General features: G+C 55.1%; 22 protein-coding genes. 11 read left to right on the top strand and 11 right to left on the bottom strand.

Annotation, left to right across the window (positions count from 1 at the left end; genetic code table 11):
* Positions 1 to 138: 138 nt before the first annotated feature.
* Entirely contained in the window at positions 139 to 2,436 is a 2,298-nt protein-coding gene (locus ACH518_RS11175; RefSeq protein ID WP_445372950.1) for a TonB-dependent receptor, read from the top strand.
* Between the two features lie 23 nt (positions 2,437 to 2,459).
* Here ACH518_RS11175 and ACH518_RS11170 read toward each other — a convergent pair whose 3' ends face one another.
* The 3 genes from ACH518_RS11170 to ACH518_RS11160 are packed head-to-tail and all read right to left on the bottom strand — an operon-like array spanning position 2,460 to position 6,951.
* Positions 2,460 to 2,981 carry a DbpA RNA binding domain-containing protein gene (locus ACH518_RS11170; RefSeq protein WP_140912362.1) on the bottom strand — a complete coding sequence of 174 codons (522 nt, stop codon included), beginning with the start codon at positions 2,979 to 2,981 and terminating at the stop codon, positions 2,460 to 2,462.
* 6 nt (positions 2,982 to 2,987) lie between these two features.
* Positions 2,988 to 4,289 carry a peptidylprolyl isomerase gene (locus ACH518_RS11165; RefSeq protein ID WP_445372949.1) on the bottom strand — a complete coding sequence of 434 codons (1,302 nt, stop codon included), beginning with the start codon at positions 4,287 to 4,289 and terminating at the stop codon, positions 2,988 to 2,990.
* Entirely contained in the window at positions 4,282 to 6,951 is a 2,670-nt protein-coding gene (locus ACH518_RS11160) for an LPS-assembly protein LptD (RefSeq protein WP_445372948.1), read from the bottom strand. The genes ACH518_RS11165 and ACH518_RS11160 overlap by 8 nt, the downstream gene beginning before the upstream one ends.
* Positions 6,952 to 7,262: 311 nt before the next feature.
* On the opposite strand from ACH518_RS11160, the gene ACH518_RS11155 reads away from it, so the two are divergent.
* Together ACH518_RS11155 and murU are read left to right on the top strand one after the other, a co-directional pair.
* Positions 7,263 to 8,267 (top strand): aminoglycoside phosphotransferase family protein, encoded by a 1,005-nt coding sequence (locus ACH518_RS11155; RefSeq protein ID WP_445372947.1) that lies wholly within the window; start codon positions 7,263 to 7,265, stop codon positions 8,265 to 8,267.
* Positions 8,264 to 8,950 (top strand): N-acetylmuramate alpha-1-phosphate uridylyltransferase MurU, encoded by a 687-nt coding sequence (murU, locus tag ACH518_RS11150; RefSeq protein WP_445372946.1) that lies wholly within the window; start codon positions 8,264 to 8,266, stop codon positions 8,948 to 8,950. The genes ACH518_RS11155 and murU overlap by 4 nt, the downstream gene beginning before the upstream one ends.
* Before the next feature lie 38 nt (positions 8,951 to 8,988).
* Here the strand turns inward: murU and hemJ are convergent, their stop codons facing one another.
* From hemJ to pyrC, 6 genes are all read right to left on the bottom strand, one after another.
* Positions 8,989 to 9,414, bottom strand: coding sequence for a protoporphyrinogen oxidase HemJ (gene hemJ, locus ACH518_RS11145; RefSeq protein ID WP_445372945.1), 426 nt, complete (start codon positions 9,412 to 9,414; stop codon positions 8,989 to 8,991).
* A gap of 15 nt (positions 9,415 to 9,429) precedes the next feature.
* The gene (locus ACH518_RS11140; protein ID WP_445372944.1) at positions 9,430 to 9,903 is read right to left on the bottom strand and encodes a DUF4124 domain-containing protein; all 474 of its coding nucleotides are present in this window, start codon (positions 9,901 to 9,903) and stop codon (positions 9,430 to 9,432) included.
* Between the two features lie 106 nt (positions 9,904 to 10,009).
* Positions 10,010 to 10,381, bottom strand: a complete 372-nt coding sequence (locus ACH518_RS11135) for a lipid-A-disaccharide synthase N-terminal domain-containing protein (protein ID WP_445372943.1) — start codon at positions 10,379 to 10,381, stop codon at positions 10,010 to 10,012.
* Positions 10,382 to 10,423: 42 nt separating this feature from the next.
* On the bottom strand, positions 10,424 to 11,149 hold the full coding sequence (locus tag ACH518_RS11130; protein WP_140912369.1) for a glycosyltransferase family 2 protein: 726 nt from the start codon (positions 11,147 to 11,149) through the stop codon (positions 10,424 to 10,426).
* 71 nt (positions 11,150 to 11,220) lie between these two features.
* Positions 11,221 to 12,804, bottom strand: a complete 1,584-nt coding sequence (locus ACH518_RS11125) for an ArnT family glycosyltransferase (RefSeq protein ID WP_445372942.1) — start codon at positions 12,802 to 12,804, stop codon at positions 11,221 to 11,223.
* 186 nt (positions 12,805 to 12,990) lie between these two features.
* On the bottom strand, positions 12,991 to 14,034 hold the full coding sequence (gene pyrC / locus ACH518_RS11120; RefSeq protein WP_445372941.1) for a dihydroorotase: 1,044 nt from the start codon (positions 14,032 to 14,034) through the stop codon (positions 12,991 to 12,993).
* Between the two features lie 113 nt (positions 14,035 to 14,147).
* Between pyrC and ACH518_RS11115 the strand changes: the two genes are divergently transcribed.
* The 3 genes from ACH518_RS11115 (at position 14,148) to ACH518_RS11105 (ending at position 16,787) form a co-directional block, all read left to right on the top strand.
* Entirely contained in the window at positions 14,148 to 14,420 is a 273-nt protein-coding gene (locus tag ACH518_RS11115) for an FmdB family zinc ribbon protein (protein ID WP_140912372.1), read from the top strand.
* A 63-nt stretch (positions 14,421 to 14,483) separates the two neighbouring features.
* Positions 14,484 to 16,274, top strand: coding sequence for an aspartate--tRNA ligase (aspS, locus tag ACH518_RS11110; RefSeq protein WP_445372940.1), 1,791 nt, complete (start codon positions 14,484 to 14,486; stop codon positions 16,272 to 16,274).
* Between the two features lie 246 nt (positions 16,275 to 16,520).
* Positions 16,521 to 16,787, top strand: a complete 267-nt coding sequence (locus ACH518_RS11105) for a hypothetical protein (protein WP_278212555.1) — start codon at positions 16,521 to 16,523, stop codon at positions 16,785 to 16,787.
* A gap of 100 nt (positions 16,788 to 16,887) precedes the next feature.
* On the opposite strand, the gene epmA is transcribed toward ACH518_RS11105, so the two are convergent.
* Together epmA and efp are read right to left on the bottom strand one after the other, a co-directional pair.
* Positions 16,888 to 17,868 carry an EF-P lysine aminoacylase EpmA gene (gene epmA / locus ACH518_RS11100; RefSeq protein ID WP_445372939.1) on the bottom strand — a complete coding sequence of 327 codons (981 nt, stop codon included), beginning with the start codon at positions 17,866 to 17,868 and terminating at the stop codon, positions 16,888 to 16,890.
* Positions 17,868 to 18,437, bottom strand: a complete 570-nt coding sequence (gene efp, locus ACH518_RS11095; RefSeq protein ID WP_140912376.1) for an elongation factor P — start codon at positions 18,435 to 18,437, stop codon at positions 17,868 to 17,870. The genes epmA and efp overlap by 1 nt, the downstream gene beginning before the upstream one ends.
* A gap of 73 nt (positions 18,438 to 18,510) precedes the next feature.
* On the opposite strand from efp, the gene epmB reads away from it, so the two are divergent.
* The 5 genes from epmB (at position 18,511) to ACH518_RS11070 (ending at position 26,295) form a co-directional block, all read left to right on the top strand.
* Positions 18,511 to 19,497 carry an EF-P beta-lysylation protein EpmB gene (gene epmB, locus ACH518_RS11090; RefSeq protein WP_445372938.1) on the top strand — a complete coding sequence of 329 codons (987 nt, stop codon included), beginning with the start codon at positions 18,511 to 18,513 and terminating at the stop codon, positions 19,495 to 19,497.
* Between the two features lie 96 nt (positions 19,498 to 19,593).
* A complete protein-coding gene (locus ACH518_RS11085; protein WP_445372937.1) occupies positions 19,594 to 23,583 on the top strand; it encodes a PAS domain-containing protein in 3,990 nt (1,329 codons plus the stop codon).
* A 4-nt stretch (positions 23,584 to 23,587) separates the two neighbouring features.
* Positions 23,588 to 24,511 (top strand): diguanylate cyclase, encoded by a 924-nt coding sequence (locus tag ACH518_RS11080; RefSeq protein ID WP_445372936.1) that lies wholly within the window; start codon positions 23,588 to 23,590, stop codon positions 24,509 to 24,511.
* A gap of 92 nt (positions 24,512 to 24,603) precedes the next feature.
* Positions 24,604 to 25,329 carry a sulfite exporter TauE/SafE family protein gene (locus ACH518_RS11075; RefSeq protein WP_445372935.1) on the top strand — a complete coding sequence of 242 codons (726 nt, stop codon included), beginning with the start codon at positions 24,604 to 24,606 and terminating at the stop codon, positions 25,327 to 25,329.
* Between the two features lie 12 nt (positions 25,330 to 25,341).
* Positions 25,342 to 26,295, top strand: coding sequence for a sigma-54 interaction domain-containing protein (locus tag ACH518_RS11070; protein WP_140912381.1), 954 nt, complete (start codon positions 25,342 to 25,344; stop codon positions 26,293 to 26,295).
* Positions 26,296 to 26,321 lie beyond the last annotated feature (26 nt).

Raw genomic sequence — 26,321 nt, 5'->3', positions numbered from 1 at the left:
CGGCCGCGGCCCGGCTGAATAATTCGCCAATGACGGCGAACGGGAAAATTTCCTTTTTTTGGCCAAAACCATAGCGCTTTGCAACGCGCGAGTTACCATGCGGCACTTTTTTTGTTTAGTCAGTTTCAGGTAAAAGTCATGAATAAACTTGCCGTGGGTATGTTGCCCTGGTTTAGCCTGCTGCCGTTGGCCGAAGCCATCTCGGCCGAAACATCCGATAAACTGGATGCGGTGGAGGTGGTTGCGGTAACGCCATTACAGTTCAGCGGCATTGACATCAGGAAAATCCCGGCCAACGTACAAACCGTTTCCGCCGACCAGTTGCAGGAGGCACAGGCGCTTTCGCTGGCCGAGTACATGAACCGTTATTTGGGCAGCGTCAACATTAACGACGCCCAAAACAACCCGCTACAGCCGGACGTGCAATACCGCGGGTTCAGCGCGTCGCCATTGATGGGATTGCCGCAGGGCTTGGCGGTTTACGTCAACGGCATCCGCTTCAATGAACCGTTCGGCGACATGGTGAACTGGGATTTGATACCGAACGGCGCGATCGAAAGCATGGCGCTGCAGCCGGCGTCGAATCCGGCCTTTGGTCTGAATGCATTGGGCGGCTCCATCAGCGTCAATACCAAGACCGGCTTTTCCGCGCCCGGCCACAGCTTCGAGGCCCAAGGCGGCTCCTGGGACCGGCATTCCGAAGAAGTCAGCAGCGGCTGGAACAACGGCACCTGGGGTTATTTCCTGGATTTCAAATACTTCAACGAGAAAGGTTGGCGCGCCCATTCGCCCAGCGAGGCCAAACAAGGTTTCGGCACGTTAAGCTGGCGCGGCGTCAAATCCAGTCTGGACCTAAGCATTGCCGGGACCGAGAACACCTTGCGCGGCAACGGCGCGCTACCGCAACAAATGCTGGCTTTCGGCCGCGATCAGGTCTTTACCCACCCCGACATCACCCGCAACCGCATGCTGTTGGTATCCTTGGACGGCGATACCTGGTTAAACGATCACAACCAGTTGTCCGGCACCATGTACTACCGGCGCAATAAAATCGGCACTTATAACGGCGACGGCAGCGAATTTGACGACTGCGGCGGCTTTATGTGCGAAGAAGACGGCGTGACACAATTGGAAGATCTGAACGAAAATCCGATCCCTGCCAGCGACGCACTGGAAGGCGGCACGATCAATACCTCCAGCACGCTGCAACAATCCTTCGGTTTTGCACTGCAGGATGCCTTCGACCACAAGATTTTCGGCCGAAACAACCGTCTGGTCGGCGGCGCCAGCTTTGATTACGGTAACGCGCGTTACCACGCCGACACCCAACTGGGTTCATTGACCGCCGACCGCGGTGTGGCCGGCGGCGGCGTGTTGATCGAAGACGCTCACGTTCGTTTGACCACCGAGACCGACAACTACGGCGTTTTCCTGACCGATACTTTTTCTTTGACCGACCAATTGGACGTCACGGTTTCCGGACGCTACAACCAATCCCACATCAAACTGCGCGATCACGTCGGCGAAGATTTGAACGGCTCGCATTCTTTCGACCGCTTCAATCCGGCCGCCGGCTTTACCTACACCGTGATGCCGGAATTGACCTTCTTCGGCAACTACAGCGAATCGTCGCGAGTGCCGACGCCGATGGAGTTGAGCTGTGCCAATCCCGACGATCCGTGCCGATTGCCGAACGCATTCGTCTCCGATCCGCCGTTGAAGCAAGTGGTCGCAAACACCTTCGAAACCGGTCTGCGCGGCCGCTTGAAAAACCTGTTGCCGGGTTATCTGGACTGGAATCTGGCGCTGTTCCGCACCATAAACAACGACGACATCATCTTCAAGAGTACCGGCGGCGTCGGCAGCAACCTGGGTTACTTCGACAATGTCGGCTCGACCCTGCGCCAAGGCGTCGAACTCGGCCTGAACGGAAACTTTTACGAACGTTGGCGCTGGTCGACCCATTACACCTATATCGACGCCAGCTTCGAAACCGGCTTTCTGTCCAGCAGCCCCAACAACCCGATGGCGGACGGTAACGGCGACATCGTCGTGCGACCCGGCGATAAATTGCCCGGCATCCCGGCCCACCAATTCAAATTCAGTACCGACTTCGACATCGTCTCGGCCTGGACCTTGGGCATGGACATGAACTACAACAGCTCGCAATACCTACGTGGCGACGAGGCCAATCTGACGGCCAAACTGCCGGCTTTCGTCGTGTTCAACCTGCGTAGCGAGTACCGCTTTAATCCAAACGTCACCTTGTTCGGTAGAGTGACCAACTTGTTCGACCGCGAATACGCCAACTTCGGCACCTGGGGTAATACCGGGGATGTATTGGACGGCCTGGGTTTGCCGGGCGATCAACAAAGCCGCTTCGTCGGCGTCGGTGCGCCCCGAGCGGCCTGGATCGGCATTCGCCTGACGATGTAATCTTCACCAATGAAAACGGCGGTTCAACCGCCGTTTTCGTCTCCGCCAACATTGCGCTGTTGTCTGAATTTATTGGGCTTGATGCGTTTGATGTTCAGCTTTTGCGAGCCGATTTCGGTTTCTGCCAATAACTGAAAGACATCTGCCGGCATGCCGTCGGGCAACTCCACCAGCGTATAGGTGTCTCGAATGTCAATCCGGCCGATGCGTTTTCTGTCGACGCCGGACTCCGATACCAATACCGCCTGAATCTGGTCGCGACTGACTTGGTGTTGATTGCCGACCGCGAGGCGGTAACGAACCATTTTATAGTTGGGCTGAATCGAGCGGCTCGGTTCCGCCGGCTGGCGTTTCAGGGGCGGATACAGATTCGGCTGGTTCATGAATACCAACGCCGCGGCGCAAGTCAGAAGGTCGATATTCAAATCGGCCGCTATCCGTTGTACCAAGTCGCGCTGCCGAGTCAAATCCTCTTCTCTGGCAACCCGTTGCAGGCGGCGTTTGAATTTATCTTCTTTTCTCGGCTCAACCGGAATCGCGCTCATAACTTATTACAGTCGGTCCAAATCGATTTCCACGTAAGCTTCGTCGCGTAAGCGCCGCAACCATAACTCGGTTTCTTCCTCGATTTTGCGCTTCCGAATCTCGTCGCGGATTTTATCTTTTCTAAACTGCTCGCTATTATCCTGGCTTTCCCGACCTAACACCTGAATCATGTGCCAGCCGAACTGAGTCTGTACCGGGGCACTAATTTCGTTGATACCCAATTTGTTCATCGCTTCCTCGAACGGCGGCACCAAGGCGCCCGGCCCAACCCAATCCAGCGAACCGCCGTTGATGGCCGAACCTTTGTCGTCGGAATGGGCCCGAGCCAGCGCGGCAAAATCGTCGCCATCGTTGATCCTGTCACGCAGCGCCAATAAGCGTTTCTGTGCCTCGGCATCGTCGACCAGTTCATTGGTCTTGATCAGGATATGTCTGACCTTGGTCTTGGTAACGATATGTTGGCTACCGCCTTCGGTTTCCAGCATCTTGATGATATGAAAGCCACTGGGGCTCCGAATGGCCTCGGATACGTCGCCCTGGTTCATCGTACCGACAATATCGGTAAACAGCGAAGGAATCTGGCCTATGCTGCGCCAGCCCAGATCGCCGCCCTTCAACGCGTTGTCGTCGTCGGAAACGCCAACCGCGACTTGTTTGAAATCTTTGCCGCCGCGCAAATCGGCAATGACTTGGTCGGCTTTGTCTTTGGCTTTTTGAATCGCCGAAGCTGAGGCGCCTTCCGGGACCGCGATCAGAATATGGCCCAGATGATATTGCCCGCCACTCTGCCCCGCCTTACTCTGGGTTTCCATGTAGTGCTGGACTTCGGCATCGGTCACTTTAACCCGCGCCCCGATTTCGCGGCCACGCAACTGGTTGATGATGATTTCGTTGCGCAAGTTGTCTTCGAAACCCTTGTAATCCATCCCTTGCCGGGCCAATTCGCTGCGGAAAGCATCGACGGACATGCCGTTGCGGGCGGCGATGTCCGCCACCGAGGCGTTCAGCATTTCGTCGCTGACCTGAATCCCGGACTTTGCCGCCATTTGCCGCTGTAATTTATCGACCACCATCCGTTCCAACACCTGTTTGCGTAGCACGAATTCCGGCGGCACCATCACGTTGCTACTACTCAGCTTATTGCTGATCGCCGCAACTTCGGTGTTCAGCTCCCGTTCCAGGATAACGTCTTCTTCGACCACCGCGACGATCCGATCCAATAGCTGGGCCTGGGCCAAGCCGACGTAAAAACTAAGCGAAAACAGCAAAGTGGCTAGCGATTGTTTCAAAATGTATTGCTTATTCAAAGAAATTATCCTTGCGGTAACCGTCCAGGTTGGTTTGCAGGAAGGTATCGACATGGTCGCCGAAACTACTCAGGCCTTTGAGTTCCAACTGTACGAAGAAAGCGGTTTCCGGCTTGGTGCTCGGATCGATGAAGGCGATGGTGTTGGCACCGTTGATGAAACGCCGGCCGAGGACGCGGAACCGCCAGCAGCAGTTTTCCTTCTCGATCCCGATGAAGCTCTCGGTGGTTTTGTCGAAATTCAACGAATATTGCCAACGGCCTAAGCCGAACCACTCGCCAAACAACGGCCAGCGGAACGAGACGTCGGTTTGCGAGATGGTTTGCGAGAACACTTGAGTCGTGTTGTTTTGGTTTACGGTCTGCACCACGTCCTGCGGATTGGCGCGACGGTAACGGTAACCGATATTCAAGATTTGGTTTGGCTGCATCCGGTATTTCAACGCAAACTGGCCGCGAGACAAGCTGTTCAACTCCGGATCCCATTGGGCGCCGGTGATGTAGCGCAGATTCCGACTCAACTGGCCGCTCAACTCGCCGATGAAGTTGGAAGTGCTACTGGTTTGAGGTTGGGCGAACGGCCGCAAGGTCGGATTATTTCGATCGAACAGATCGACCGTGCGATCCTCGAAATACAAAATCTGGCCGAGCGTCAGTTTGAGCGGTTCAAGCCCCGTAGTTGAATCAATAAAGCGCGAGGAGGCCGCCAGCGTGATTTGGTTAGCATCTTGAATCCGGTCGTAACCGGAGAAACGGTTTTCCCGGAATAAACTGTAGAAATTGGTATCGAACAGCGCGGTATCGAAGATCGGAATATTGCTCTGGTCTTTGCGCGGGATGTACAGATAAAACAGGCGCGGCTCCAAAGTATTGACATACGGAGTCCCCGAAATCTGCATATCCTTTTCGAACACAATGCCGCTGTCCACCGAAAACACCGGCAAGGTCCGGGAAATGCTGCTCGGCAGCCCGGCGACGGTCTGGTTGCTGAGCTGGTATTGGGAATACAAGGCCGAAATCTTCGGGATGAAGAAGCCCTCACTGCTTTCCAACGGGAAGCTGACCGACGGCGCCACATTAAAGCGCTGGCCGTTGACCAGGGTCTTGTGGGTGAAATAGCTATATTGGTTGTCCAACGCCAAAGTCAGCGGAAAATCGTCGAAGGCGTGGGAAAAATTCATGCCGATGCGCGGCAGTACGTCGTAAGGCAACAAATCGTCGGTGATGGTCTTGTCCACCGACTGGTAGTGGTAGCCGGCGGCCGACAGATACACGCCGGCGCGAGCGTAGGTCAGCATGCCGGTACTGGGCAGGTAACTGGTATTTTGAAATCCCAGAGCGTTGTTCAAGTCGTTGAAATAAGTCTTGTCGGAGACGTAGTTCAAATCCAGCAAGGAACTTAGGCCCGGAAGCCATAAGGTCTGGTCTTTCAAACTCGCCGAGTAGCGGGCTTTATCCGCCAACTGGTCGTGCGGCATGTATTCTGCGGCAAACGTACCGCGGGACATCTCCGTCAAATAGCGGAATTTATTGCGTAATTGTTCGCCGCGTCGGCTCATGTACCGGGGAGTGACGATGTCGTCGAAGTTAGGCGCGATATTCCAGTAAAACGGTAAAGTAGCGTCGAAACCGTTACGCTGGGTACTACCCCAGGTCGGCGCCAGGAAACCGGATAAGCGCCGGTTGTCGGTAGGAAACGAGATGTACGGCGTATACAACACCGGAACGCCTTTGAACTCCAGCCAGGCGTTCTTCGCCGAGCCTTGCCCGCTGTCCCGGTTAATCTTCAAACGCGAAGCATGCACGACCCAATCCTGGTTACCGGGGGCGCAACTGGTAAAGGCTGCATCGTTATAGCGCGACAAACTTTTACTGTCCCGGTAAACCACGTCGGCGCTACCGCGGAAAGGTGCCTGCGGCACGATGAATTGAGCATTGCGCAGACGGGCTTCGTCTTTGCCCAGATTCAGCGACAACGTGTCGCTGGACATAGCGAGTTGATCTTCGCTGTATAACACGCCGCCTTGCGCGTCCAGGGTTTCGGCCACCGTATCGTAACTGGCTTTATCGGCCACCAAATGCTGGTCGGCACGGTTCATATCGACATTGCCGGCAAAATTCAACACTTCGCCGTCGAAGACTTCGGAAAAGTCGGCATTGATTTCGGTGGTTGCCGCATCCCTGGCTTCTTTGGAAGTCGCCTTGATTTTAGGCCTCCTCTTTCCCCACACCTCGCAGCTTTGCCACGGATCGCGATCGAATTCGGCCCGCAAGGTCTGAAAGTCGCGTTCCTGCTGATGACTGAACGCCGGGGCAAACCAGAGCGAACCGGCCGCATCGGCGACGCCGTTATCGTCGACTATATGGGCTTCGCCTTTGGGATCGGCACCGACCAGATTGCAGTTCCAACCGTTTTTGGCATCCCCAGCCTTACAGGTCCAGCCTTGGGTTCGGCTGCCACCCGCCGCAACCTGAGTTTTGGCTTCTGCTTTTTCGACTTCCGGTTTCTGGTTCTCGCCAACTTTCACCCGCAACTTCTGCGGCTCGGCGACCGATTTTTCCACGACTTTAACCGTTTCTTTCGGCGCATCCTTCGGAGACACCGCCGGTTGTTGCGCCTGCTGCACCGGCACAGGCGCTGCGGCGGCGGGCGGTTGGACCACCGTTTCCGCTTTGACCGGCCCCACCGGCTCGGCCGGAACAGTTTTTACGGTTTGCGGTTGTTGCTGGGGCTCAGGCGTGTTACTTGGGCCTTGGTTAAGACAGGTCCATTCGCCATTTTTGGTTTGTTCACAATTCCATGCCGAGTTGTTGGCGGCGGACGCGAGCCCGGTTACGAACATCAAAGCCGAAGAAATTGTATAGAACCGATAATTCATGTTTTGGCGAATGCGGCTAAATTGGCTTAGCAGGATGGAAATCGAATAAAATGCATCGAATCATTTTACCTTAGGTTGCTCGGCAAATATCAAAAATGTACGACTCCCGCTTGGAAGACCGTCGCCTGGCGGCACTCGTCGATTGGTTGCAGCGCGATCTTTCGCTAGACATCCATCGTTTCTCCCCCGCTTCCAGTGACGCCAGTTTCCGGCGGTACTTTCGGATCGAACACGCCTCAGGCGTGCACATCGCGATGGACGCCCCGCCCGAGAAAGAGAACTGCGCCGCGTTTATCCGGGTCGCGGGTTTAATGCGAGAGGCCGGCATTCACGTACCTGAGATTCATAGCAGCAACACTGAGCGGGGATTTTTGCTGTTGGAAGATCTCGGCTGCGAAAACCTGTTGGACCGGCTAAACCCGAAAACTGCGGAGAGCCTCTATGCCAAGGCCTTGGATAGCCTGTTCGCATTGCAGCGCAACGTCGACCCCGCCAGCTGCGGATTGCCGGAATACGACGCGGGATTCATCGAACGCGAACTCGGCATCTTCTACGAGTGGTTCCTGCAAAAATTGGTCGGACTGGAATTGCCGCAATCATTGGCAGAGCGACTGAATCGGATTCTAATCGAATCGGCATTGGCGCAGCCGCAGGTCTGCGTCCACCGCGACTACCATTCCCGTAATCTGATGTTGCCGCGCAGTGGTAGTCTAGGTGTAATCGACTTTCAAGACGCCGTGGTTGGCCCGATCAGCTACGACTTGGTGTCGCTGTTACGCGACTGTTATGTCGCCTGGCCGGACCGGCAAGTCGACGCCTGGACTCGAGCCTACCATGCCCGCCTGTACGCCGAAGGCTTGATCGCAGTGGACTACCGGCAATTTCAACGCTGGTTCGATCTGATGGGCATGCAACGCCACCTGAAAGCGATCGGTATTTTTGCCAGACTCCACCTGCGCGATGCCAAATCCAGTTATCTGGCGGATATTCCGCGCACGCTTGCCTATGTGGAGAACGTTTGCGCTCGCTATCCGGAGCTTGACCAGTTTCACCAATTTTTACAGCAGCAGCTTAAACTCGCTTACCCGCCCATCCAATGAAAGCCATGATCCTCGCCGCCGGACGCGGCGAACGAATGCGTCCGCTGACCGATCACACCCCGAAACCGCTACTGCGAGCCGCCGGCAAGCCTTTGATCGAATACACGTTGGAAAATCTGGCCGCCGCCGGTTTCACCGATATCGTGATCAATATCGCCCACCTCGGCGCGCTCATTAAAAACCATTGCGGCAACGGCGCACGCTGGGGCCTATCGATCGCTTACTCCGACGAAGGCGAAACGGCACTGGAAACGGCCGGCGGCATCGCCAAAGCCTTGCCGCTACTTGGTGATACTCCGTTTCTGGCTATCAACGCCGACATTGTCTGCGATTGTTCATTGCAGCCGTTGCGCGACGTCAAGTTAGACTTGGCGCATCTGGTCATGATCGACAATCCACCGCACCACCCCGAAGGCGACTTCGCCCTGACGGACTCCGGCTTGCTGACAGGGCAAGGCGAAACCAAACTGACTTTCAGCGGAATCGGCCTCTATCGCCCCGAATTATTCGAGGGTGTTCCGGTAGCACCGCTAAAATTGCGCCCGGTGCTCAATCGGGCAATACAGCAGCAACGGATAAGCGGACAAAAACATTCCGGTATCTGGCTCGATATCGGCACTCCAGACCGACTGGAACATTTCAGTAACATGGTCGGCAGCGAACGAGCCCCGATAAAGACTTAGACCGCCCAGCGGCTCCAGGACAATCGATCGGCAGGCCGTCAAAAAGGCTTAACCACTGCCAAGATGACGATCGCAAACAGGAACAGAACCGGTATCTCGTTGACCCACCGAAAATAAATGTGGGAATGGCGATTCCGGTCGTGTTTGAAATCCAGCAGCCATTTGCCGCAAACGCCGTGGTACACCACCAACAAGCCCAACAGTGCCAATTTCAAGTGCAACCAGCCGCTAGCCGAATACAACATCCAGGCATAGTCGGCCAACATCCAGATGCCGAACGCAAGGGTGCACAGCATTCCCGGAGTCATGATGCCGCAGTACAACTTGCGTTCCATGACTTTAAAGCGCTCGTTGCTGATACTGTCCTCGCTCATCGCATGGTAGACGAATAGGCGCGGCAAATAAAACAGCCCGGCAAACCAGGTGACCATGAATATCAGGTGTAAGGCTTTTAACCACAACATCGGTGCACCCGCCGGTTAGCGCAGCGTCTGGTCTTTGGTGACCGTCGAGCCTGGAGACACAGGCACCGCCGGTGTCGGCAATACCATCGGCGGCGCGACGATCATGACCGGATTGGCATTGTGCTGGGCCTGCCGTTCCAGCGCTGCGGCCTGTCTTTGCGCAGCCTCGACTTGTTGCTGCTGGGCGATAGCGCTTTGCTTCAATGCATTGGTCGATTCGGTTTGATTTCTCAACACGGTATCGCGGCGCTCGGCTTCTCGTTTCGCGGCTTTCTTACTGTCATATTCGCTTTCCAAAGCTTCGCGTTTGGCTTTTGCTGCCGCCTCCAGCTCCGGATCGGCCTGAATATCCAACTGCTCGACTTTCGCCGCGGTTTGGCAGGGTTTCGATTGATAAACGGTCTTACCATCCTTGCCGACGCATTTGAAAACCTCGGCATCCGCTTGCTGCCAGGCAACAATCATTGCGATCAGAACAAAATACCTCATCCGGAACCTCACCGATATGTCGTTATACTAATTGATTAAGTCTAGGGTAAAGCGGCCGTCTTTTCCGAAAAACGGCGAAAATCGCTCTCCGAGTAAACACCCGGCACTAGCCACCCATGTCGTCATCGGTCAATTCGGCCAGCGCATCTCTGTGCTCCCGCCTGATCAACATAAGATTTCTGGCATAGACAAAAGTGCCCGGCAACTGCCCCAGAATAATCACCGGATCGACCCGGTGAATACCGTACATCAAGACGATCACCCCGCCCGACAGACTGAAATACCAAAAACTGACCGGAATAACGCTTTTTTGGTGGCGTTCGCTATGAATCCACTGCACGATGAAGCGCATCATGAACAGCGACTGCCCCACCAACCCGATGGTGAGCCAGATAATATCGTTCGAGTCCATGCTGGACAGATGGTGCTGCCACTTATCCATCAAATGACTGAAAAAACCGAAAACACCCTGTTCCATCAAGCCCTCGCTTCCAACTGAGCTGATGCGGGATACGCAGAATTAACCACGCGCCACCTCGCTGACTTGCGCCAAACTGTGCCGCCGTTTCAGCCAGACCACACCCAAGATATCGACGATACCCACCAAAGCCCGATCCAACGTCCCGTATTTGGACTGCCCGAAATTGCGCGGCCGGTGGTTCACTTTAACCGAAATCACCCGGCCGCCGGCCATTTGGATCAAGGCCGGCAAGAAGCGGTGGATATGATCGAAATACGGTAATCCTAAGAATTTGTCGCGCAAAAACAATTTCAAGCCGCAGCCAGTATCCGGGGTTGCATCGTGCAAAATCGCCTGGCGCACCGCATTGGCGAATTTGGACGAGAATTTGCGCCAACCCGTGTCGTTTCGTTGATGACGAAACCCGGCCAGCATCCATAATTGCGGATCGTTCTGGGCTTGCCAGGCGGCGACCAGATTTGGAATGTCGGCCGGATCGTTCTGGCCGTCGCCGTCCAGCGTCGCGATCCACGGGTAACGCGCAGCAAGCACTCCACTGTGCACCGCCCGGCTTTGGCCGCAACTGCGCCGATGCTGCAATACGCGTAATGCCGAATATTTTTGCATGGCCCGCTGCAACTTGGCCGCGGTATCGTCGGTGCTGCCGTCGTCGACGAATATCATTTCGTAAGCATCCTGACCGCTCAAAGCTTGGTCAATTTCGGCGATCAACGCGTCTACGTTGTCGGTTTCGTTATGAACGGGAACTACGACGGAAATTTGCATAAACTCGGAAAAAGTAAAAAGTTGCTAATTGTATCAAACGCTTAATGCGAAGCCGGATTATTGTCGGCCGGTCATAGGGGTTTTAACCGACCAAACTGGTCGGCACGGCGGAAAACCAGCCAATATTCGCGATGCCCCTGCAGATAAAAGGTATCCTCCGGTTTGTCTTTTTCCAGCGAAACCAGATAACCGGCCGGATGGCTGGCCGCCCAGCGCTCGGCGTCGGCAACCGTCGCCAATACCGGCAGCGGCGTGGTCAGTCTGCCCAGAAAATTCAGCTGCCCCTGGTAATTGCCGACGTAAACGTAGGGCACGCCCTGTTCGTTGAACGCGCGGATCTGCATCGCAGCCGGACGCAAGTCATAGGCCAGACCGACATACTGAAAGAAGAAGATAAAACCGGCGAAAACCGCCACCACCACAGCGGCGGACAAGGATGCCACCGACAGACTTCGCGAGCGCCAGACTGCGACGACCAAGCCTACCCCAACTGCCAACACCCAGAGCCCCCAGTCGATTTGGATAGTTTGCACCCAATGCAACTTGGCCAAACCCGGCACCTGCGGCAGTATCATCAGAAAAATCCCGATCAACGCAAACAAAACCGGGAGCACCGATTCCGCGGCAATAGAACAGGCCAAACGCTTCCGCGACAACACCCTGGCCGTAACCAAAGCAAAAGCCGGCAGCATCGGAATCAGATAGTGCAGTTGCTTGCTGGGCAATGCCGAAAACAACACAAAAACCGAAACCAACCAAATCGCACTGAACTTTAAACCGTTGTCGCCATTAACCCCCTGACGCAAGCCGGCCCATAAGCGCGGCCAGAACAACCAGGGAAACAATAACAACGGCAGAAACTGTAAATACCAGAAAAAAGGCCGGGTATGGATTTTGGTACCCACGGTACGGTCCGCGGTTTGATGCCACAAAATCGCGTCGGCGTACTCCTGCCCGCCCGCCTGTGCTGCGGGCAAGGCCCAAGCCAAAGCCAGCGACGCACCCAACAACACTGCCGCCAGCAATCCCGCCCACCAGGCGGCTCCCAGCGCTTTGGCGTCGGTGTGCCAGAATCTGACAAACAAGGCCGTGGGCAACAGATGCAGAAAAATCACCGGCCCCTTGGTCAGCAGACCCAACCCGATCGCCAGGCCGAAATAGAGCCAGCCCTTGCGCACCCGACCGTTCGCTACGATTAACAGGCCCAGCATGCCGAGCATCACGCAATCGGTCAGCAAGATATCGAACATGGTCGACGTGGCAAACAAAGTCCAGAGCAATGTACCCGCCAGCACCCAGGGCGCCAGTGCCGCTGCCTCGCGTTGCTCAGGCCAAAGAGTTGCAGCCAAGCGCCTGACCAATAGCAAATTACCGAGCGCCGCCAGCGGTCCCACTAAACGCGGCCACCAGTCGTTGACGCCAAACAGCCCCCAACCGAGCTGAATCAGCCAGAACAACAGGGGCGGCTTGTGGCTATAGGTATGCCCGTTCAGATAAGGCACTAAAAAATCGCCGCGTAGCCACATTTCCCAAGCCACACTCAGATAGCGGGTTTCGTCGATCGGAATCGGCGCGCGAAAAAACACGCTGATGCTCAGCAGAAGCCAGAGCAAAAATATTCCCCAACGGTAAATCGGATCGCTAGATAAATTCATTTCGAAAATTTGCGGCCGCCGCAACTAACGGCCATGGGAGCCGAAGACCGGACTAAATCCGATGGAAAAGCCAGATTCATGCCAATACTTCGTTAGAGGGATTTCGACGCCAGGCGCCCCAATCGAAAACGTACACGACTGCCGCTGCGGGTTGATATAAACCACAATGACGGTTCAATTGCACCGTTACTGACTCAGCAATCGCCAAGAAACCGATTCTCCGGCCCGCAACGGTGTGATCGCCGTTCCTAAATCGGGATCGGCATATACATCCGGCACCTGCCACGCCTGCTTGACCAAGGTAACCTCACCGCTATTGCGCGGCAATCCGTAGAAATCCGCACCGAAATCGCTGGCAAAGCCCTCCAACTTTTCCAGAGCGCCGGCCGTTTCGAAGGCTTCCGCATACAATTCCAACGCCGCGTGCGCACTGAAACAGCCGGCGCAACCGCAGTGGCTTTCTTTCAATGCGGTAAGATGAGGCGCGCTGTCGGTACCGAGAAAAAACTTGGAGTTGCCGCTGGTTGCCGCCTGCAATAAAGCCTGCCGATGATGCTCGCGTTTCAGAATCGGCAAACAGTAAAAATGCGGCCGAATCCCGCCCGCCAATAAGGCATTACGGTTGTAAAGCAAATGCTGCGGCGTGATGGTTGCACCGACATTGGTCGGCGCCGATTGGACAAATTCCACCGCCTCCTGCGTAGTCACGTGTTCGACAACAATCCGTAGCCGCGGAAAACGACGGATAATTGGACTGAGCTTGGTTTCGAGAAAGATTTTTTCGCGATCGAAAATGTCGTATTCGGCGTCGGTAACCTCGCCGTGAACCAGCAATGGCACCCCATATTTTTCCATCGCTTCAAACAAGGGGTAAGCCGCAACGATATCGGCGACGCCGGCGTCGGAATTGGTCGTCGCACCGGCCGGATACAGCTTGAAGGCATAAACGTGTTCGCAGTCGGCGACGTTTTTTATTTGTTCCGGCGTTGTGTTCCCGGTCAGATACAGCGTCATCAATGGCTGAAACTCAGAGCCTTCAGGCAGCGCATTCAAAATCTCCTGCCGATAAGCCAACGCCTGCTCCAACGTAGTAACCGGCGGCTTCAGATTGGGCATGATGATCGCCCTGGCAAATTGCCTGGCGCTATGACCAATGACCGAGCGCAACATACTTCCGTTTCTGACGTGCAAATGCCAGTCGTCGGGCTGGCGGATGGTCAATTTGTCCATATTCTCCGGGCGTTTTCATTTAAAATGGCGCGATATTCTAGCATTAAGGGCCTTGAAAATTTAAAACCTGGCCTTAGTAAGCGGTTTTTAGAGACTTTTAACTGGAGAAGCAGATGCCTATTTACGAATACCAATGTAACGCTTGCGGCTACGAACACGAGGCCCTGCAAAAACTGGGCGCCGAACCGCTGGTGATTTGCCCCGCCTGTAATGAACCCGAATTGAAAAAGAAAATCTCCGCGGCCGGCTTCAGACTGAAAGGCGGCGGCTGGTACGAAACCGATTTCAAAAGCGGCAACAAGAAAAACGTCGCCGGCGAAAGCAAGACTCCGGAAAAATCCGGCGGTAACAGCGGCGGTTGCGGCGGCAGTTGCGCTTGCCATTAAACTTGCCTGAAACCCTATAAATCCGTACCATCGCCAGCTTTTTGAAATATTCCGAGAGACATTATGCGTAGCCACAAGTGTGGAGAACTGAACACCCAGCATCTGGGACAAACCGTGGCCCTGTGCGGCTGGGTGCACCGCCGCCGCGACCATGGCGGCGTGATTTTTATCGACTTGCGCGACCGCGCCGGCCTGGTGCAAGTGGTGTTCGATCCCGACGCGGCCGAGAGTTTCGCCATTGCCGAGCATGTGCGCAGCGAATACGTGCTGCGCATCGAAGGCATCGTCCGCGACCGGCCTGAAGGCACGCATAATCCGAATATGTCCACCGGCCAGATCGAAGTGCTGGGCAAACACATTGAAGTCTTAAACGAAGCCGAGACCCCGCCGTTCCCGCTGGAAAGCGAGATCGAAGTCAACGAAGAAACCCGCTTGCGCTTCCGTTACATCGACTTACGCCGCACCGCGATGCAGCAAAAAATGAAGGTGCGCCGCGACGTCACCCGAAACCTGCGCCAGTATCTGGACGACCACGAGTTTTTCGAAATCGAAACCCCGTATTTAACTAAAGCCACGCCGGAAGGCGCCCGCGACTACATCGTCCCCAGCCGCACCCACCAAAATTCGTTCTTTGCCTTGCCGCAATCGCCGCAGCTCTACAAACAGTTGCTGATGATCGCCGGCATGGACCGTTACTACCAAGTAGTGCGTTGCTTCCGCGACGAAGACTTGCGCGCCGACCGCCAGCCGGAATTTACCCAGCTCGATATCGAAACCTCGTTCATGAACGAGCAGGAAATCATGGCGGTGATGGAAGAAATGATCCGCCGCCTGTTCAAGGACATCATCGACGTCGATTTGGGCGACCAATTCCCGGTCATGAGCTATGCAGAAGCGATGCGCCGTTTCGGTTCCGACCGCCCCGACCTGCGGATTCCGCTGGAGCTGGTGGACATCGCCGAAGAAATGAAAGAGGTGGATTTCAAAGTCTTTTCCGGTCCGGCCAACGATCCCAACGGCCGCGTGGTAGCGATGAAACTGCCGGAAGGCGGCGACTTGAGCCGTAGCGTGATCGACGAGCTGACCAAATTCGTCGGCATCTATGGCGCCAAAGGCCTGGCGTACATCAAGGTCAACGATTTGGCCGCTGGCGTAGACGGCTTGCAATCGCCCATCGTCAAATTTGCGCCAGCCGAAGTTTGGGCCAAGGTCATGGCAAAAGTCGGCGCCCAAAACGGCGACCTGATTTTTTTCGGCGCCGACAAAGCCGGTATCGTCAACGAAGCCATGGGCGCCCTGCGGGTCAAACTGGGCCTGGACCGCAACCTGCTGACCGGGCCGTGGAAACCATTGTGGGTCGTCGATTTCCCGATGTTCGCCTGGGACGAAAAAGCCCAGCGCTACACTGCGATTCACCATCCGTTTACCGCGCCGAGCTGTTCGGTCGAGGAACTGGTCGCTAATCCGGGAACCGCGTTGTCACGGGCTTACGATTTGGTATTGAATGGCACCGAAGTCGGCGGCGGTTCGATCCGGATCAACCGCACCGCGATGCAGCAAACCGTGTTCGATATTCTCGGTATTGGTCACGAAGAGGCCCGCGAGAAATTCGGCTTCCTCTTGGACGCACTGAAATACGGGGCGCCGCCGCACGGCGGTATTGCTTTCGGCTTGGACCGTCTGGTGATGCTGATGACCGGCGCCGGCTCTATCCGCGATGTAATTGCCTTCCCGAAAACCCAAACCGCAGCCTGCCCGCTATTCAATGCCCCGGCAGTGGTCAGTGAAGAACAACTCAAAGAATTGGGCATCCGCCTGCGCAAACCGGCCGGCAAAGAAGAGAAACCAGACTAATCTGCCGCCAAGCAGCAGCAGGCGAACCGTTAGGACGGTCCGCCTGCTTCCGCATCGCAGCAAACCCACAAGCAGTCAAAAATTGCCTTGACATAAATCAAAAAATACGGCAACACAATCGTTGACTTTTTCCACAGGATTGATAAGTTAATCACGTTATTTTTGTTAAATAACAGATCCGAGTCGCGGATCTTTAACTGACACAGGGATTAGCGTCCCCGGCTCCCGATTGCGGAGGAGGTTGGTATGAACAAAATAACCCCCCATCTTATTCGCGATTTAAACGCCACACTTCCGGAAGGCACCGAATGCTATTTGTGTTCGGCCGTTAGACAAGCGCTCAGCAAATACCGTAGAGGGCGCGAACCGGCGACTTATCTGGCTAAAGAACAGGCGGTTCCGATGCTCTCGACCCGACTGGGCCGCGGCTTGAAACGCTTTTTCGTTAAGGACGTACAAGCGGCGCTCGACAGCATGGATAACCAAAAAAACCATTTGAGCTGGCCTTTCTAAACCGCCGCGCAACTATGACTGTCTTATTCTGATCCGGAACCCTTGCCGAATTCCCCCTTCAGCAGAAGGGGGCGTTTTTTCCGGCAACGACAGCCCAACCTCAGGCATTCGCCAACGGAAAAGCCAACACCTCGGCAATCGATTCGCTACCGGTGGCTAACATCAACAACCGATCCAAACCGATCGCCACCCCGCTACAGTCCGGCAAGCCGGAGACTAACGCGTCCAGCAGATAACGGTCTTTGGTAACCGCAGGCAGGCCTTTTTGCTCGCGGTAAGCGATTTCGCGGTTGAACCGCCGTTCCTGCTCGTCCGGATCGGCCAACTCGAAAAATCCGTTACCCAATTCGACACCATTGACAAAAATCTCGAAACGCTCGCAAACCCGCGGATCGTCGACACTGTGCCTGGCCAGCGAAGACTGTATCGCCGGATAGCCGTAAACCAGATACAGAGTGCTGGCTGCCAGCGCCGGCTGCACCCGGTGGCTGAAAATAAAATCCAACCACAATGCGTGGTCGTTGCCGCACAAGCTAATGGCGTCTTGTAGGCCGTGCTCCGCAGCATAGGCAGCGTAAGTCTCGCGCTGGAACGCCAACGGGTCCAGGCCCACGCTGCCGAGGAACAGTTGCCGGTAGGAGATTTGCACCACAGGCATCGGCAAGCCGTCCACTAAGACTAAAGACCGCACCAACTCGGCCGCCTCGGCCATGAGTCGTTGCAGATCGAAACCGACTCTGTACCACTCCAGAATCGTGAACTCCGGATTGTGAAAGCGTCCGGCCTCGCCGTTGCGGAAGGCCTTGCAAATCTGGTAGATGCTGCCGCTGCCGGCTGCCAACAGCCGCTTCATCGCAAATTCCGGCGAGGTTTGCAGAAACAGGGTTTGCCGCGTCGGCCGCGCGAGGTAATCGCTGCTGAAAAAATCCAACTGCGGATCGGTACCGGTGGTCCGGCATAACAGCGGGGTCTCGACTTCCAGAACCTGACGCTGATCGAAAAAGCGCCTGATTGCGGCGAGCATTTGCGCTCGGCTGCGCAAATGCCCGATAGTGCAAACAGGCCGCCAGGCAGCAGCCACTATTCTTTGACGCGGGAGACGTACTCGCCGGTACGGGTATCGACTTTGATCACTTCTCCGGTTTGCACGAACAGCGGCACCCGCACCACAGCGCCGGTTTCCAATGTCGCCGGCTTGCCGCCGCCGCCGGAGGTATCACCCTTCAAACCGGGATCGGTTTCGGTGATCGCCAATTCGACGAAATTGGGCGGCGTCACCGACAGCGGCGAATCGTTCCACAAAGTCATGGTGCAGATATCCTGCTCTTTCAGCCATTTAATGGCTTCGGACACGGCGTTTTTATCGGCTTGGTATTGCTCGAAGGTGTCCGGCACCATGAAATGCCAGAATTCGCCGTCGCTATACAGATATTGCATTTCCTTATCGACGACGTCGGCACCTTCCACGGTATCGCCGGATTTGAAAGTGCGCTCGATTACCCGGCCGGTTTTCAGATTGCGGATCCTGACCCGGTTAAAGGCTTGGCCTTTGCCGGGCTTAACGAACTCGTTCTCGATAATCGCGCAAGGGTCGTTATCCAGCATGATCTTCAAACCGCCCTTGAACTCGTTGGTGCTAAAAGTCGCCATTTTTTCCTCGTGAAACAAACAATAAGCGGACGATTATAATGGATAAGATTTTTATTCGGAAACCGGAGCAACTTTGAACACCCCATCCGCCACGTGGCAACAGGCGCTTGCCGATGCATTCGACAGCGTTGCCGACTTGTGCGCCTACCTGCAACTTTCACCCGCCGATTTGAATTTACCCGAGCAAGCCAGCGCATTCCCGTTACGGGTGCCGCGTGATTTTGCGGCACGCATGCAAGCCGGCAATCCGGATGACCCACTGCTACGCCAAGTATTGCCGGATCTGGCCGAATTAACCGATTACCGCGGCTACACTGACGACCCGGTCGGCGACTTAAAGGCCGTGGCGGAGACCGGCGTGATTCACAAATACCGGGGTCGAGTGCTATTCATCATGACCGGCGCCTGTGCGGTGCACTGCCGCTACTGTTTTCGCAGAAATTTTCCGTACGGCGAATTGCAATTGTCCGGCCGACAATTCGAAAGCGCCCTGACCTATGTCGAGCAACGTCCGGAAATTAGCGAAGTAATTCTGAGCGGTGGCGATCCTTTGCTACTCAGCGACGCTAAACTCGAACAGCTCATGTTTCGTTTCGCTGAAATCGGCCACATCAAGCGCATCCGCATCCACACCCGCACCCCGGTAGTGCTGCCGGAACGCGTGACCAAAGCATTGCTGCGGACTTTCGCCGCGTTGCCAAAACCAGTCGTGATGGTGTTGCACGTCAACCATGCTCAAGAACTCAGCAATTCGGTCAACCAAATCTGTACCGAACTCAAACTTAGCGGCGTGACCCTATTAAATCAAAGTGTGTTATTGAAAGGAATCAACGATGACGGCGAACAACTCCGTGAGCTGAGCGAAAAATTATTCAGCTTTAACATCCTGCCCTACTACTTACATTTGCTGGACCGAGCTCGCGGCGTCGGCCATTTCGAAGTGAGCGAAGCGGAAGCCAAAATACTGCACCAGCACTTGCAAAGGCATTTGCCCGGCTATTTGGTACCGCGACTGGTCAAAGAACAGGCAGGAGCAGCCTTTAAAATCCCGATTTGCTAAACACACCAGCAAATTCGGCTTCAGCTAAATTCACATTTACATGGCCGCAGGCTAAGATTTTCGCTTCGAGAACGGTTTTACCCGGGCCAATCCGCCATGACCGACACTTCCACCGAATCATCCGAGCAGATACCGCGGCTGGTGTTGATCGCCGCTTGCTTGCTTTTGCTCTGCGATGTAGCGGTGACACTCTACCAGCAGACCAGCGGCCGCGGCTCTTTATCCGATCTAATCAGTTTGCTATTGCCGGGAACTGCCGCGCTATTGCTATTCGGCAACCTACTGCTACACCCGACCCGCGACAAATCGCTGGCGGCCCAGGTGCGGCGCAACTACGATGCGCTGAACCATCCGGTCGTGTTAGTCGACAGTGCCGGCCTGATACGCGCTATCAACCGCGCCGCCACATTGGCGACAGGCAAAAACGCCGGGGATTTGCTGAATCAGCCGGTACACGTTTGGTTTCACCCGTGCCAGCTTGCGGAAAGCGAATGCCCTCTGTGCCAACACATCAAAGCCGGTAAAGCCATGCTCGCCGCCGATTTCGCTTTCCCCGGCGACACTTGGCGGGAAATCTCGCTGCAGCGTTTGAGTTCGCGCAACAATAGCGAATTGATCGAATTTCACATCGATATCACACCGCGTAAGCGCGTCGAAGAACAATTGACGCTGGCCATCGACGGCGCCCAACTGGGCTATTGGGATTGGGAGTATCCCACCGGCAAGCATTTGGTCAATCAACGTTGGCTCGACATGCTCGGCCTGAAGCAGGACGAACTCGACAACTACGTCAGCGATTGGGCGAGGCGTTTGCACCCTGACGATAGGGAGCGGGTAAGGACTGTCGTCGCAAAACACATCGAGTCCCGCCGCCCTTATGTCGTCGAATTTCGCATGCGCCACAAACTGGGCCACTGGGTTTGGATTCAAGGGTCCGGAGCCGTAGTCGCACACGATCCGGTAAGCGGCGGCCCCACCCGTTTATGCGGCACCCATCAGGATATCAGCCAACGCAAACAGTCCGAGACCAATTTACAGGCCGCTTACCACATTATCAGTCGTAGCGGTGCAGTGGTATTGAAATGGAACAATTCCGAGGGCTTGCCAGTCGAGTTCGCCACTGAGAACGCTCGCCAGCTATTCGGCTACAGCGCAGAGCAACTGGTTAACGGCGGCGTGTTTTACACAAACCTGGTACATCCGGACGACTTGGCCGCATTCCAAAGGGAGATTGAAATCGGCGGTGAATCCTTAGAATGCCAGGAAATCGTCCATCAACCTTATCGTATCGTTACCCACGGCGGCGGCATTAAATGGGTGCAAGACCGAAAGATGATCGTCCGCAACGAGCAGGGCCGGATTACCGATTACCAGGGACTGGTCAGTGACGTCACCCAGCAACGCCAGCAAAACAGCGCCATCAGAAACATCATTTCCAGCACGGCGCCGCAGAATGCCGAGTCACTATTGGATAACTTGACCATACTGACCCTGGAAACTCTGGGAGCCGATTACGCATTGGTAGCAGAAGTATTGGATAGCGGCCGCGCCCATAGCCTTTCGCTATGCGCTCACGGCAAAATCGTGCCCAACCAGGAAATTAGCTTATTGAATTCGCCCTGCCGGGAGGTTGCTGCCGGCCGCATCTGCTGCTTCGGCAGCGGCGTCGGCCAAACCTTTCCTAACGCGGGATGGTTGCAAGCGCGACATATCGAGGGCTATCTCGGCATTCCGCTACAGGACAAACAGCAGAACAGTTTCGGCTTCATCGCCGTGTCGTATTGCAAACCGATCCCCGACGCCACATTCGCCACAGACATACTGAAGCTGCTCGCGCTGCAAATCAGCGCAGAATTGGCACGGAGCCGGGCAATCGATGCGTTGCAGGATCAAAAACAACGCTTACTGGATGCGCAAAGTATTTCCCATATCGGCGATTGGCGCTGGCGTTTGTCCGACAATCATTTCAGTTGGTCGGACGAAATGTACCGCATCACCGGGACCGGAAAACCGGATTTTTCCCCGGATTTTTCGGCGATTTTGACCCGACTGGTGCACCCGGAAGACCAAGCTTTTTTCAAATCGGCGATGCAAAATGCCGTCCACGGCCACGTTATCGACTTTCGCCACCGGATCGTATTGAGTAATAAGGAAATCCGTCACGTGCACCAGCGCGGCAAAGCCTTGCGCGATGCCGATAACAAAATCGTCGGCGTGCAAGGCACCATGCAAGACATTACCGACCGCCTGCAGGCCGAACAACGTTTGTTGGAGGCGAAACAACAGGCGGAACAAGCCACCCGGGTCAAATCGGAGTTTTTGGCCAATATGAGCCACGAAATCCGCACGCCGATGAATGCCATCATCGGCCTGGTGGAGCTATGCCTGAACACCGGTATCACCGACAAACAACGCGATTATCTGGAACGGGTCGAAACCGCGTCCCGCTCGCTGATGACCATCATCGACGATATTCTGGATTTCTCGAAAATGGAAGCCGGGAAGATGCACTTGGAATCCACACCCTTCGTACTCGAGGAAATGCTGGATAACGTCTTTTCGACAATGTCAGAACTTAGCGCCCGCAAAGGCTTGGCGCTAATTCGGCCGCCGGCGGACCAAACGCATCTGGCAGTCGTCGGCGATCCACAACGTTTACGGCAAATACTTATCAACTTGATCGGTAACGCTATCAAGTTCACCGAACACGGCGAGATCCGAGTCACGCTAAACGAATTAAGCCGCTCGGCCCAACAGACCTGCATGCAATTCAGCATCAGCGATACCGGCATCGGTATGAACGCCGAAATGCAAGCCAAATTGTTTCAAGCGTTCAGCCAGGGCGATAGCAGCATCACCCGCAACTATGGCGGCACCGGGCTTGGCCTGATCATATCGAAGCAGTTGGTCGAGCAAATGGGCGGAACGATCAGCGTTTCGAGTCGGGAAAACGTTGGTTCCACCTTTACGTTCAGCGTCAAATTGGGTATCAGCAATATGGCTTCGATTCGTCAGGCACAATACCTGCGGAAAAATACCCTGGACACCGACAAGCTGCATACCATCGCCGGAGCCCGGGTATTGTTAGTCGAGGACAACGAAGTGAATCGAATCGTCGCGATCGAATTGCTCAAGCAAGCCGGTATCGAGGCGGAGGTCGCCGAAAACGGCGAAATAGCCTTGCAGAAACTGCAACAGATGCCGTTCGACTGCGTATTGATGGACGTACAGATGCCGGTCATGGACGGCTATCAGACCACGAAACACTTGCGATCCCTGCCAAGTTGCCAGACATTGCCGGTCATCGCGATGACCGCGAACGCGATGAGCAATGACCGCAATAAGTGCCTGCAAGCGGATATGGACGATTTCGTCAGCAAACCGATATTGCCGGAAACCCTCTACGCGGCCCTGGTGAAATGGATTGCCCCGCGCACCAACACCACGCTCCACATCGCGCCGAAAGACACAGCCAACAGCCATATCCCTTACCTCTACGGCATCGATAGCGTCGTCGGTTTACAGCATACGGCCGGAAACCGCGTGGTCTACCGCAAAATCCTGCAAAAATTCGCCGAAAACCACGCCGACACGATGGCCGAAATCAATCAGGCGGTTGCCGACAACAATCACGATAAAGTTTACCAATTGGTCCATACTTTAAAAGGCTTGGTCGGCTCACTTGGCGCGCTACAGTTACAAAGCCATTTGGTGCGACTGGAAGAATGCTTGTCGGCCACTCAGTCCAACCCCGGAACCTGGTCGACGATAGAAAACAACATCGCCGCCACTGCGTTGGAAATGGCCAAAGTGATCCGCGGCATCAACAGCGCGCTACCGGCCGCCGCCGAACCCGAGGCGAAAATCAGCCTGTCGCCGCTGGAACTCCGTCAACAATTGGCGTTACTGATCAACAAATTACAAGTCTTCGACTCGGATGCAGATCGGCAAATGGAACAGATCGCCGCCGCGGTCGAAGACGCAAAGCTGGCGGAAGCGTTGGCACCGGTGAAAAAGCAAATCGCCAATTACCAGTTTGTGGAAGCCGCTCAGGCACTGAACCGTTTATTGGATTCTGGAATGTAACATCATGGAAAACCCAAAGGCCCACACCATCCTAGCGGTGGACGACAGTCCGGAAAACCTGGATTTGATCAAAAACATCCTGGAGCCGTACTATCACGTCAAGGTCGCCGTGAACAGCGAACTGGCGATAAAAATCGCGTCCAGCCAACTTCCTGACTTGATTCTGCTGGATATCGTGATGGACGGTACCGATGGCTACCAGACCTGCCTGCAACTCAAATCGCAAGATAAAACCCGTAACATTCCCATCATTTTTTTGACCGCCAAACATACCGAAGAAGACGAGGTCCACGGCTTCCGCATCGGTGGTAACGATTACATCACCAAGCCCTTTTCCCCTTCCATCGTCCTGGCCAGAGTCAAAACCCAAATCCAACTAAAAACCAAATCCGATCTGTTGGAAAAATTGGCATCGCTGGACGGATTGACGGAACTTCCCAACCGCCGCGCGTTCGATGCAGCGCTGGAACGGCAGTGGAACCAATCCAAGCGTACCGGCATGCCGCTTTCGTTGCTGATCGTCGACATTGATTCGTTCAAACAATATAACGACTTTTACGGCCACCCGATGGGGGACGAATGCTTGAAACGGGTAGCCGAAGCATTGCAAGCGATGACCCTCCGCCCGGAAGACTTGGTCGCTCGACTCGGCGGCGAGGAATTCGCAATCCTGCTACCCAACACCGACAGTATCGGCGCAATGCTGAGGGCGGAACAGTATCGGGAAACCGTAGAAACCCTGAAAATCCGTCACGTCAAGAACAATCCCTTGGCTTTTGTCACCATCTCCGTCGGCGTCGCCAGCTTACAGGCCCATGCTCACGACCACTCGGCAATTCTACTAAAAGCCGCCGACGACGCGCTCTATCAAGCCAAAAACCAGGGGCGCAACCGGGTTTGCGCCAACAACATTACCGACACTGGTTAAAGGCCCCAGCGCAATCTCGCATCGAGAACAGCGGAAACCCGCTATAATCCGCGCCTATCGCCACCACCGATCGCCGCCAACTCGTTCCGAATATGCACGTTTATCTCGATTTCAACGCTTCGTATTTTGCAGCGTTCCTAATGGGTCTGTTCAGTAGTCTGCATTGTATCGGCATGTGCGGCTCGATCATCGGCACGCTGACATATAGCCTTAAACCCGAGCTGCGTAACGACAAACGGCGTTTGTTCGCAATCGTACTGAATTACAACCTGGGGCGGATTTTCAGCTACGCCCTGGCCGGCGCGTTGGCCGGGGCGATACAGGTGTTTCTAAGCTTGCCGTTCAGCCATGGCCAAGCACATCGGTTGCTGCAACTTTTTTCAGCCGCCGTGATGGCCGGCGCCGGTCTGTACTTGGCCGGCTGGTTTCCACGCTTTGCTTATATCGAAAAAGTGGGCGCGCGCTTTTGGAAATGCATCGAACCTTTGGGCCGACGCCTGATTCCGGTACAGAACCGCACCCAGGCCTTATTGTTCGGTATGGTTTGGGGGTGGTTGCCGTGCGGCCTGATCTACACCGCGCTGGCGTTAGCGGCAACGGCCGAAGGGATACTACACAGTGCAATGACCATGCTAGCTTTCGGGTTAGGTACTTTACCAGCCGTCATGGGAATCGGTATAATGACCTCGTTTCTGACTCGGCTTTCCAGACTGCGCCAATTCAAGCATGCGGTCGGAGCCTTGTTTATCATTTTCGCATTATTGGCAGCCTTTCCTTGGCTAAACCCGATGCGCGTTGAACACATTATGACGTATTGAGAGGTTTTACAGGTGGATAACTTCAATTCGATTATTGGACAGTCTCCAGCCATAGAAGCGCTAATCCGTAGCGCCCGAATTGTCGCCGCGACCGACGTTACCGTCTTGATCAAAGGCGAAACCGGTACCGGCAAAGAGGTACTCGCCACGGCAATACAGAAAGACAGCCCGCGCGCCAACAAACCTTTTATCACGTTGAACTGTGCCGCCCTACCCGAGGGCTTGGTCGAATCGGAGATTTTCGGCCATAAAAAAGGCGCGTTTACCGGCGCAATTTCCGACAAACAGGGATTGTTCCAGGCCGCTGACGGCGGCACGCTGTTCCTGGACGAAATCAACTCATTACCGATCAGCATTCAATCGAAACTGTTACGTTTTCTGGAATCCGGCGAATGCCTGCCGGTCGGCGGTACCAAACCCTATACTGTCAACGTGCGCGTCATTGCGGCCTCCAACGCCGACTTGACCAGATTGATCGAAAACGGCGAGTTTCGCCAAGACTTGTATTTCCGCCTGAATGTCGTCCCTCTGGAAATCCCGTCCTTACATCAGCGTAGCGAAGACATCGAAGAGTTAGCGAAACACTTCTTCGCCCATTTTTCGGCGACGCATTCGCTAGAACCGCCAACCTTCAGCAGGCAAGCGTTAAAAACCCTGCGCAACTACAAATGGCCGGGCAACGTGCGCGAACTGCGCAACCTCTGCGAACGACTCAGCATCCTGCTATCCGGCAAAGTCATCGAGCCGGAAAACCTGCCGCACGAATTCAGCCGTGGAACGGTAGCCTCCGGCCCGGAATTCACGCTGCCGGAACTGGGTCTGCAATTGGATGCATTGGAAGCGGACATGATTTTACAGGCGCTGACCAGAACCAAAGGCAACCGCAGCAAATCCGCCAGATTGCTGGGCATATCGCGCGATACGCTACTGTATCGGATTCAGAAACACGGTTTAGCCACCCACTGACAAACCGAGGCCGCACATTCAGCGGC

Source organism: Methylomonas sp. HW2-6 (assembly GCF_052474525.1).
This window is presented reverse-complemented; position numbering and strand designations above follow the sequence as displayed.

What these genes read in the sequence shown, in the direction of transcription:
- ACH518_RS11175 (WP_445372950.1), top strand. Translation starts at nt 139, where the DNA reads ATGAATAAACTTGCCGTGGGTATGTTGCCCTGGTTTAGCCTGCTGCCG.
- ACH518_RS11170 (WP_140912362.1), bottom strand. Translation starts at nt 2,981, where the DNA reads ATGAGCGCGATTCCGGTTGAGCCGAGAAAAGAAGATAAATTCAAACGC.
- ACH518_RS11155 (WP_445372947.1), top strand. Translation starts at nt 7,263, where the DNA reads ATGTACGACTCCCGCTTGGAAGACCGTCGCCTGGCGGCACTCGTCGAT.
- murU (WP_445372946.1), top strand. Translation starts at nt 8,264, where the DNA reads ATGAAAGCCATGATCCTCGCCGCCGGACGCGGCGAACGAATGCGTCCG.
- hemJ (WP_445372945.1), bottom strand. Translation starts at nt 9,414, where the DNA reads ATGTTGTGGTTAAAAGCCTTACACCTGATATTCATGGTCACCTGGTTT.
- ACH518_RS11140 (WP_445372944.1), bottom strand. Translation starts at nt 9,903, where the DNA reads ATGAGGTATTTTGTTCTGATCGCAATGATTGTTGCCTGGCAGCAAGCG.
- ACH518_RS11135 (WP_445372943.1), bottom strand. Translation starts at nt 10,381, where the DNA reads ATGGAACAGGGTGTTTTCGGTTTTTTCAGTCATTTGATGGATAAGTGG.
- ACH518_RS11130 (WP_140912369.1), bottom strand. Translation starts at nt 11,149, where the DNA reads ATGCAAATTTCCGTCGTAGTTCCCGTTCATAACGAAACCGACAACGTA.
- ACH518_RS11125 (WP_445372942.1), bottom strand. Translation starts at nt 12,804, where the DNA reads ATGAATTTATCTAGCGATCCGATTTACCGTTGGGGAATATTTTTGCTC.
- pyrC (WP_445372941.1), bottom strand. Translation starts at nt 14,034, where the DNA reads ATGGACAAATTGACCATCCGCCAGCCCGACGACTGGCATTTGCACGTC.
- ACH518_RS11115 (WP_140912372.1), top strand. Translation starts at nt 14,148, where the DNA reads ATGCCTATTTACGAATACCAATGTAACGCTTGCGGCTACGAACACGAG.
- aspS (WP_445372940.1), top strand. Translation starts at nt 14,484, where the DNA reads ATGCGTAGCCACAAGTGTGGAGAACTGAACACCCAGCATCTGGGACAA.
- ACH518_RS11105 (WP_278212555.1), top strand. Translation starts at nt 16,521, where the DNA reads ATGAACAAAATAACCCCCCATCTTATTCGCGATTTAAACGCCACACTT.
- efp (WP_140912376.1), bottom strand. Translation starts at nt 18,437, where the DNA reads ATGGCGACTTTTAGCACCAACGAGTTCAAGGGCGGTTTGAAGATCATG.
- ACH518_RS11085 (WP_445372937.1), top strand. Translation starts at nt 19,594, where the DNA reads ATGACCGACACTTCCACCGAATCATCCGAGCAGATACCGCGGCTGGTG.
- ACH518_RS11080 (WP_445372936.1), top strand. Translation starts at nt 23,588, where the DNA reads ATGGAAAACCCAAAGGCCCACACCATCCTAGCGGTGGACGACAGTCCG.
- ACH518_RS11075 (WP_445372935.1), top strand. Translation starts at nt 24,604, where the DNA reads ATGCACGTTTATCTCGATTTCAACGCTTCGTATTTTGCAGCGTTCCTA.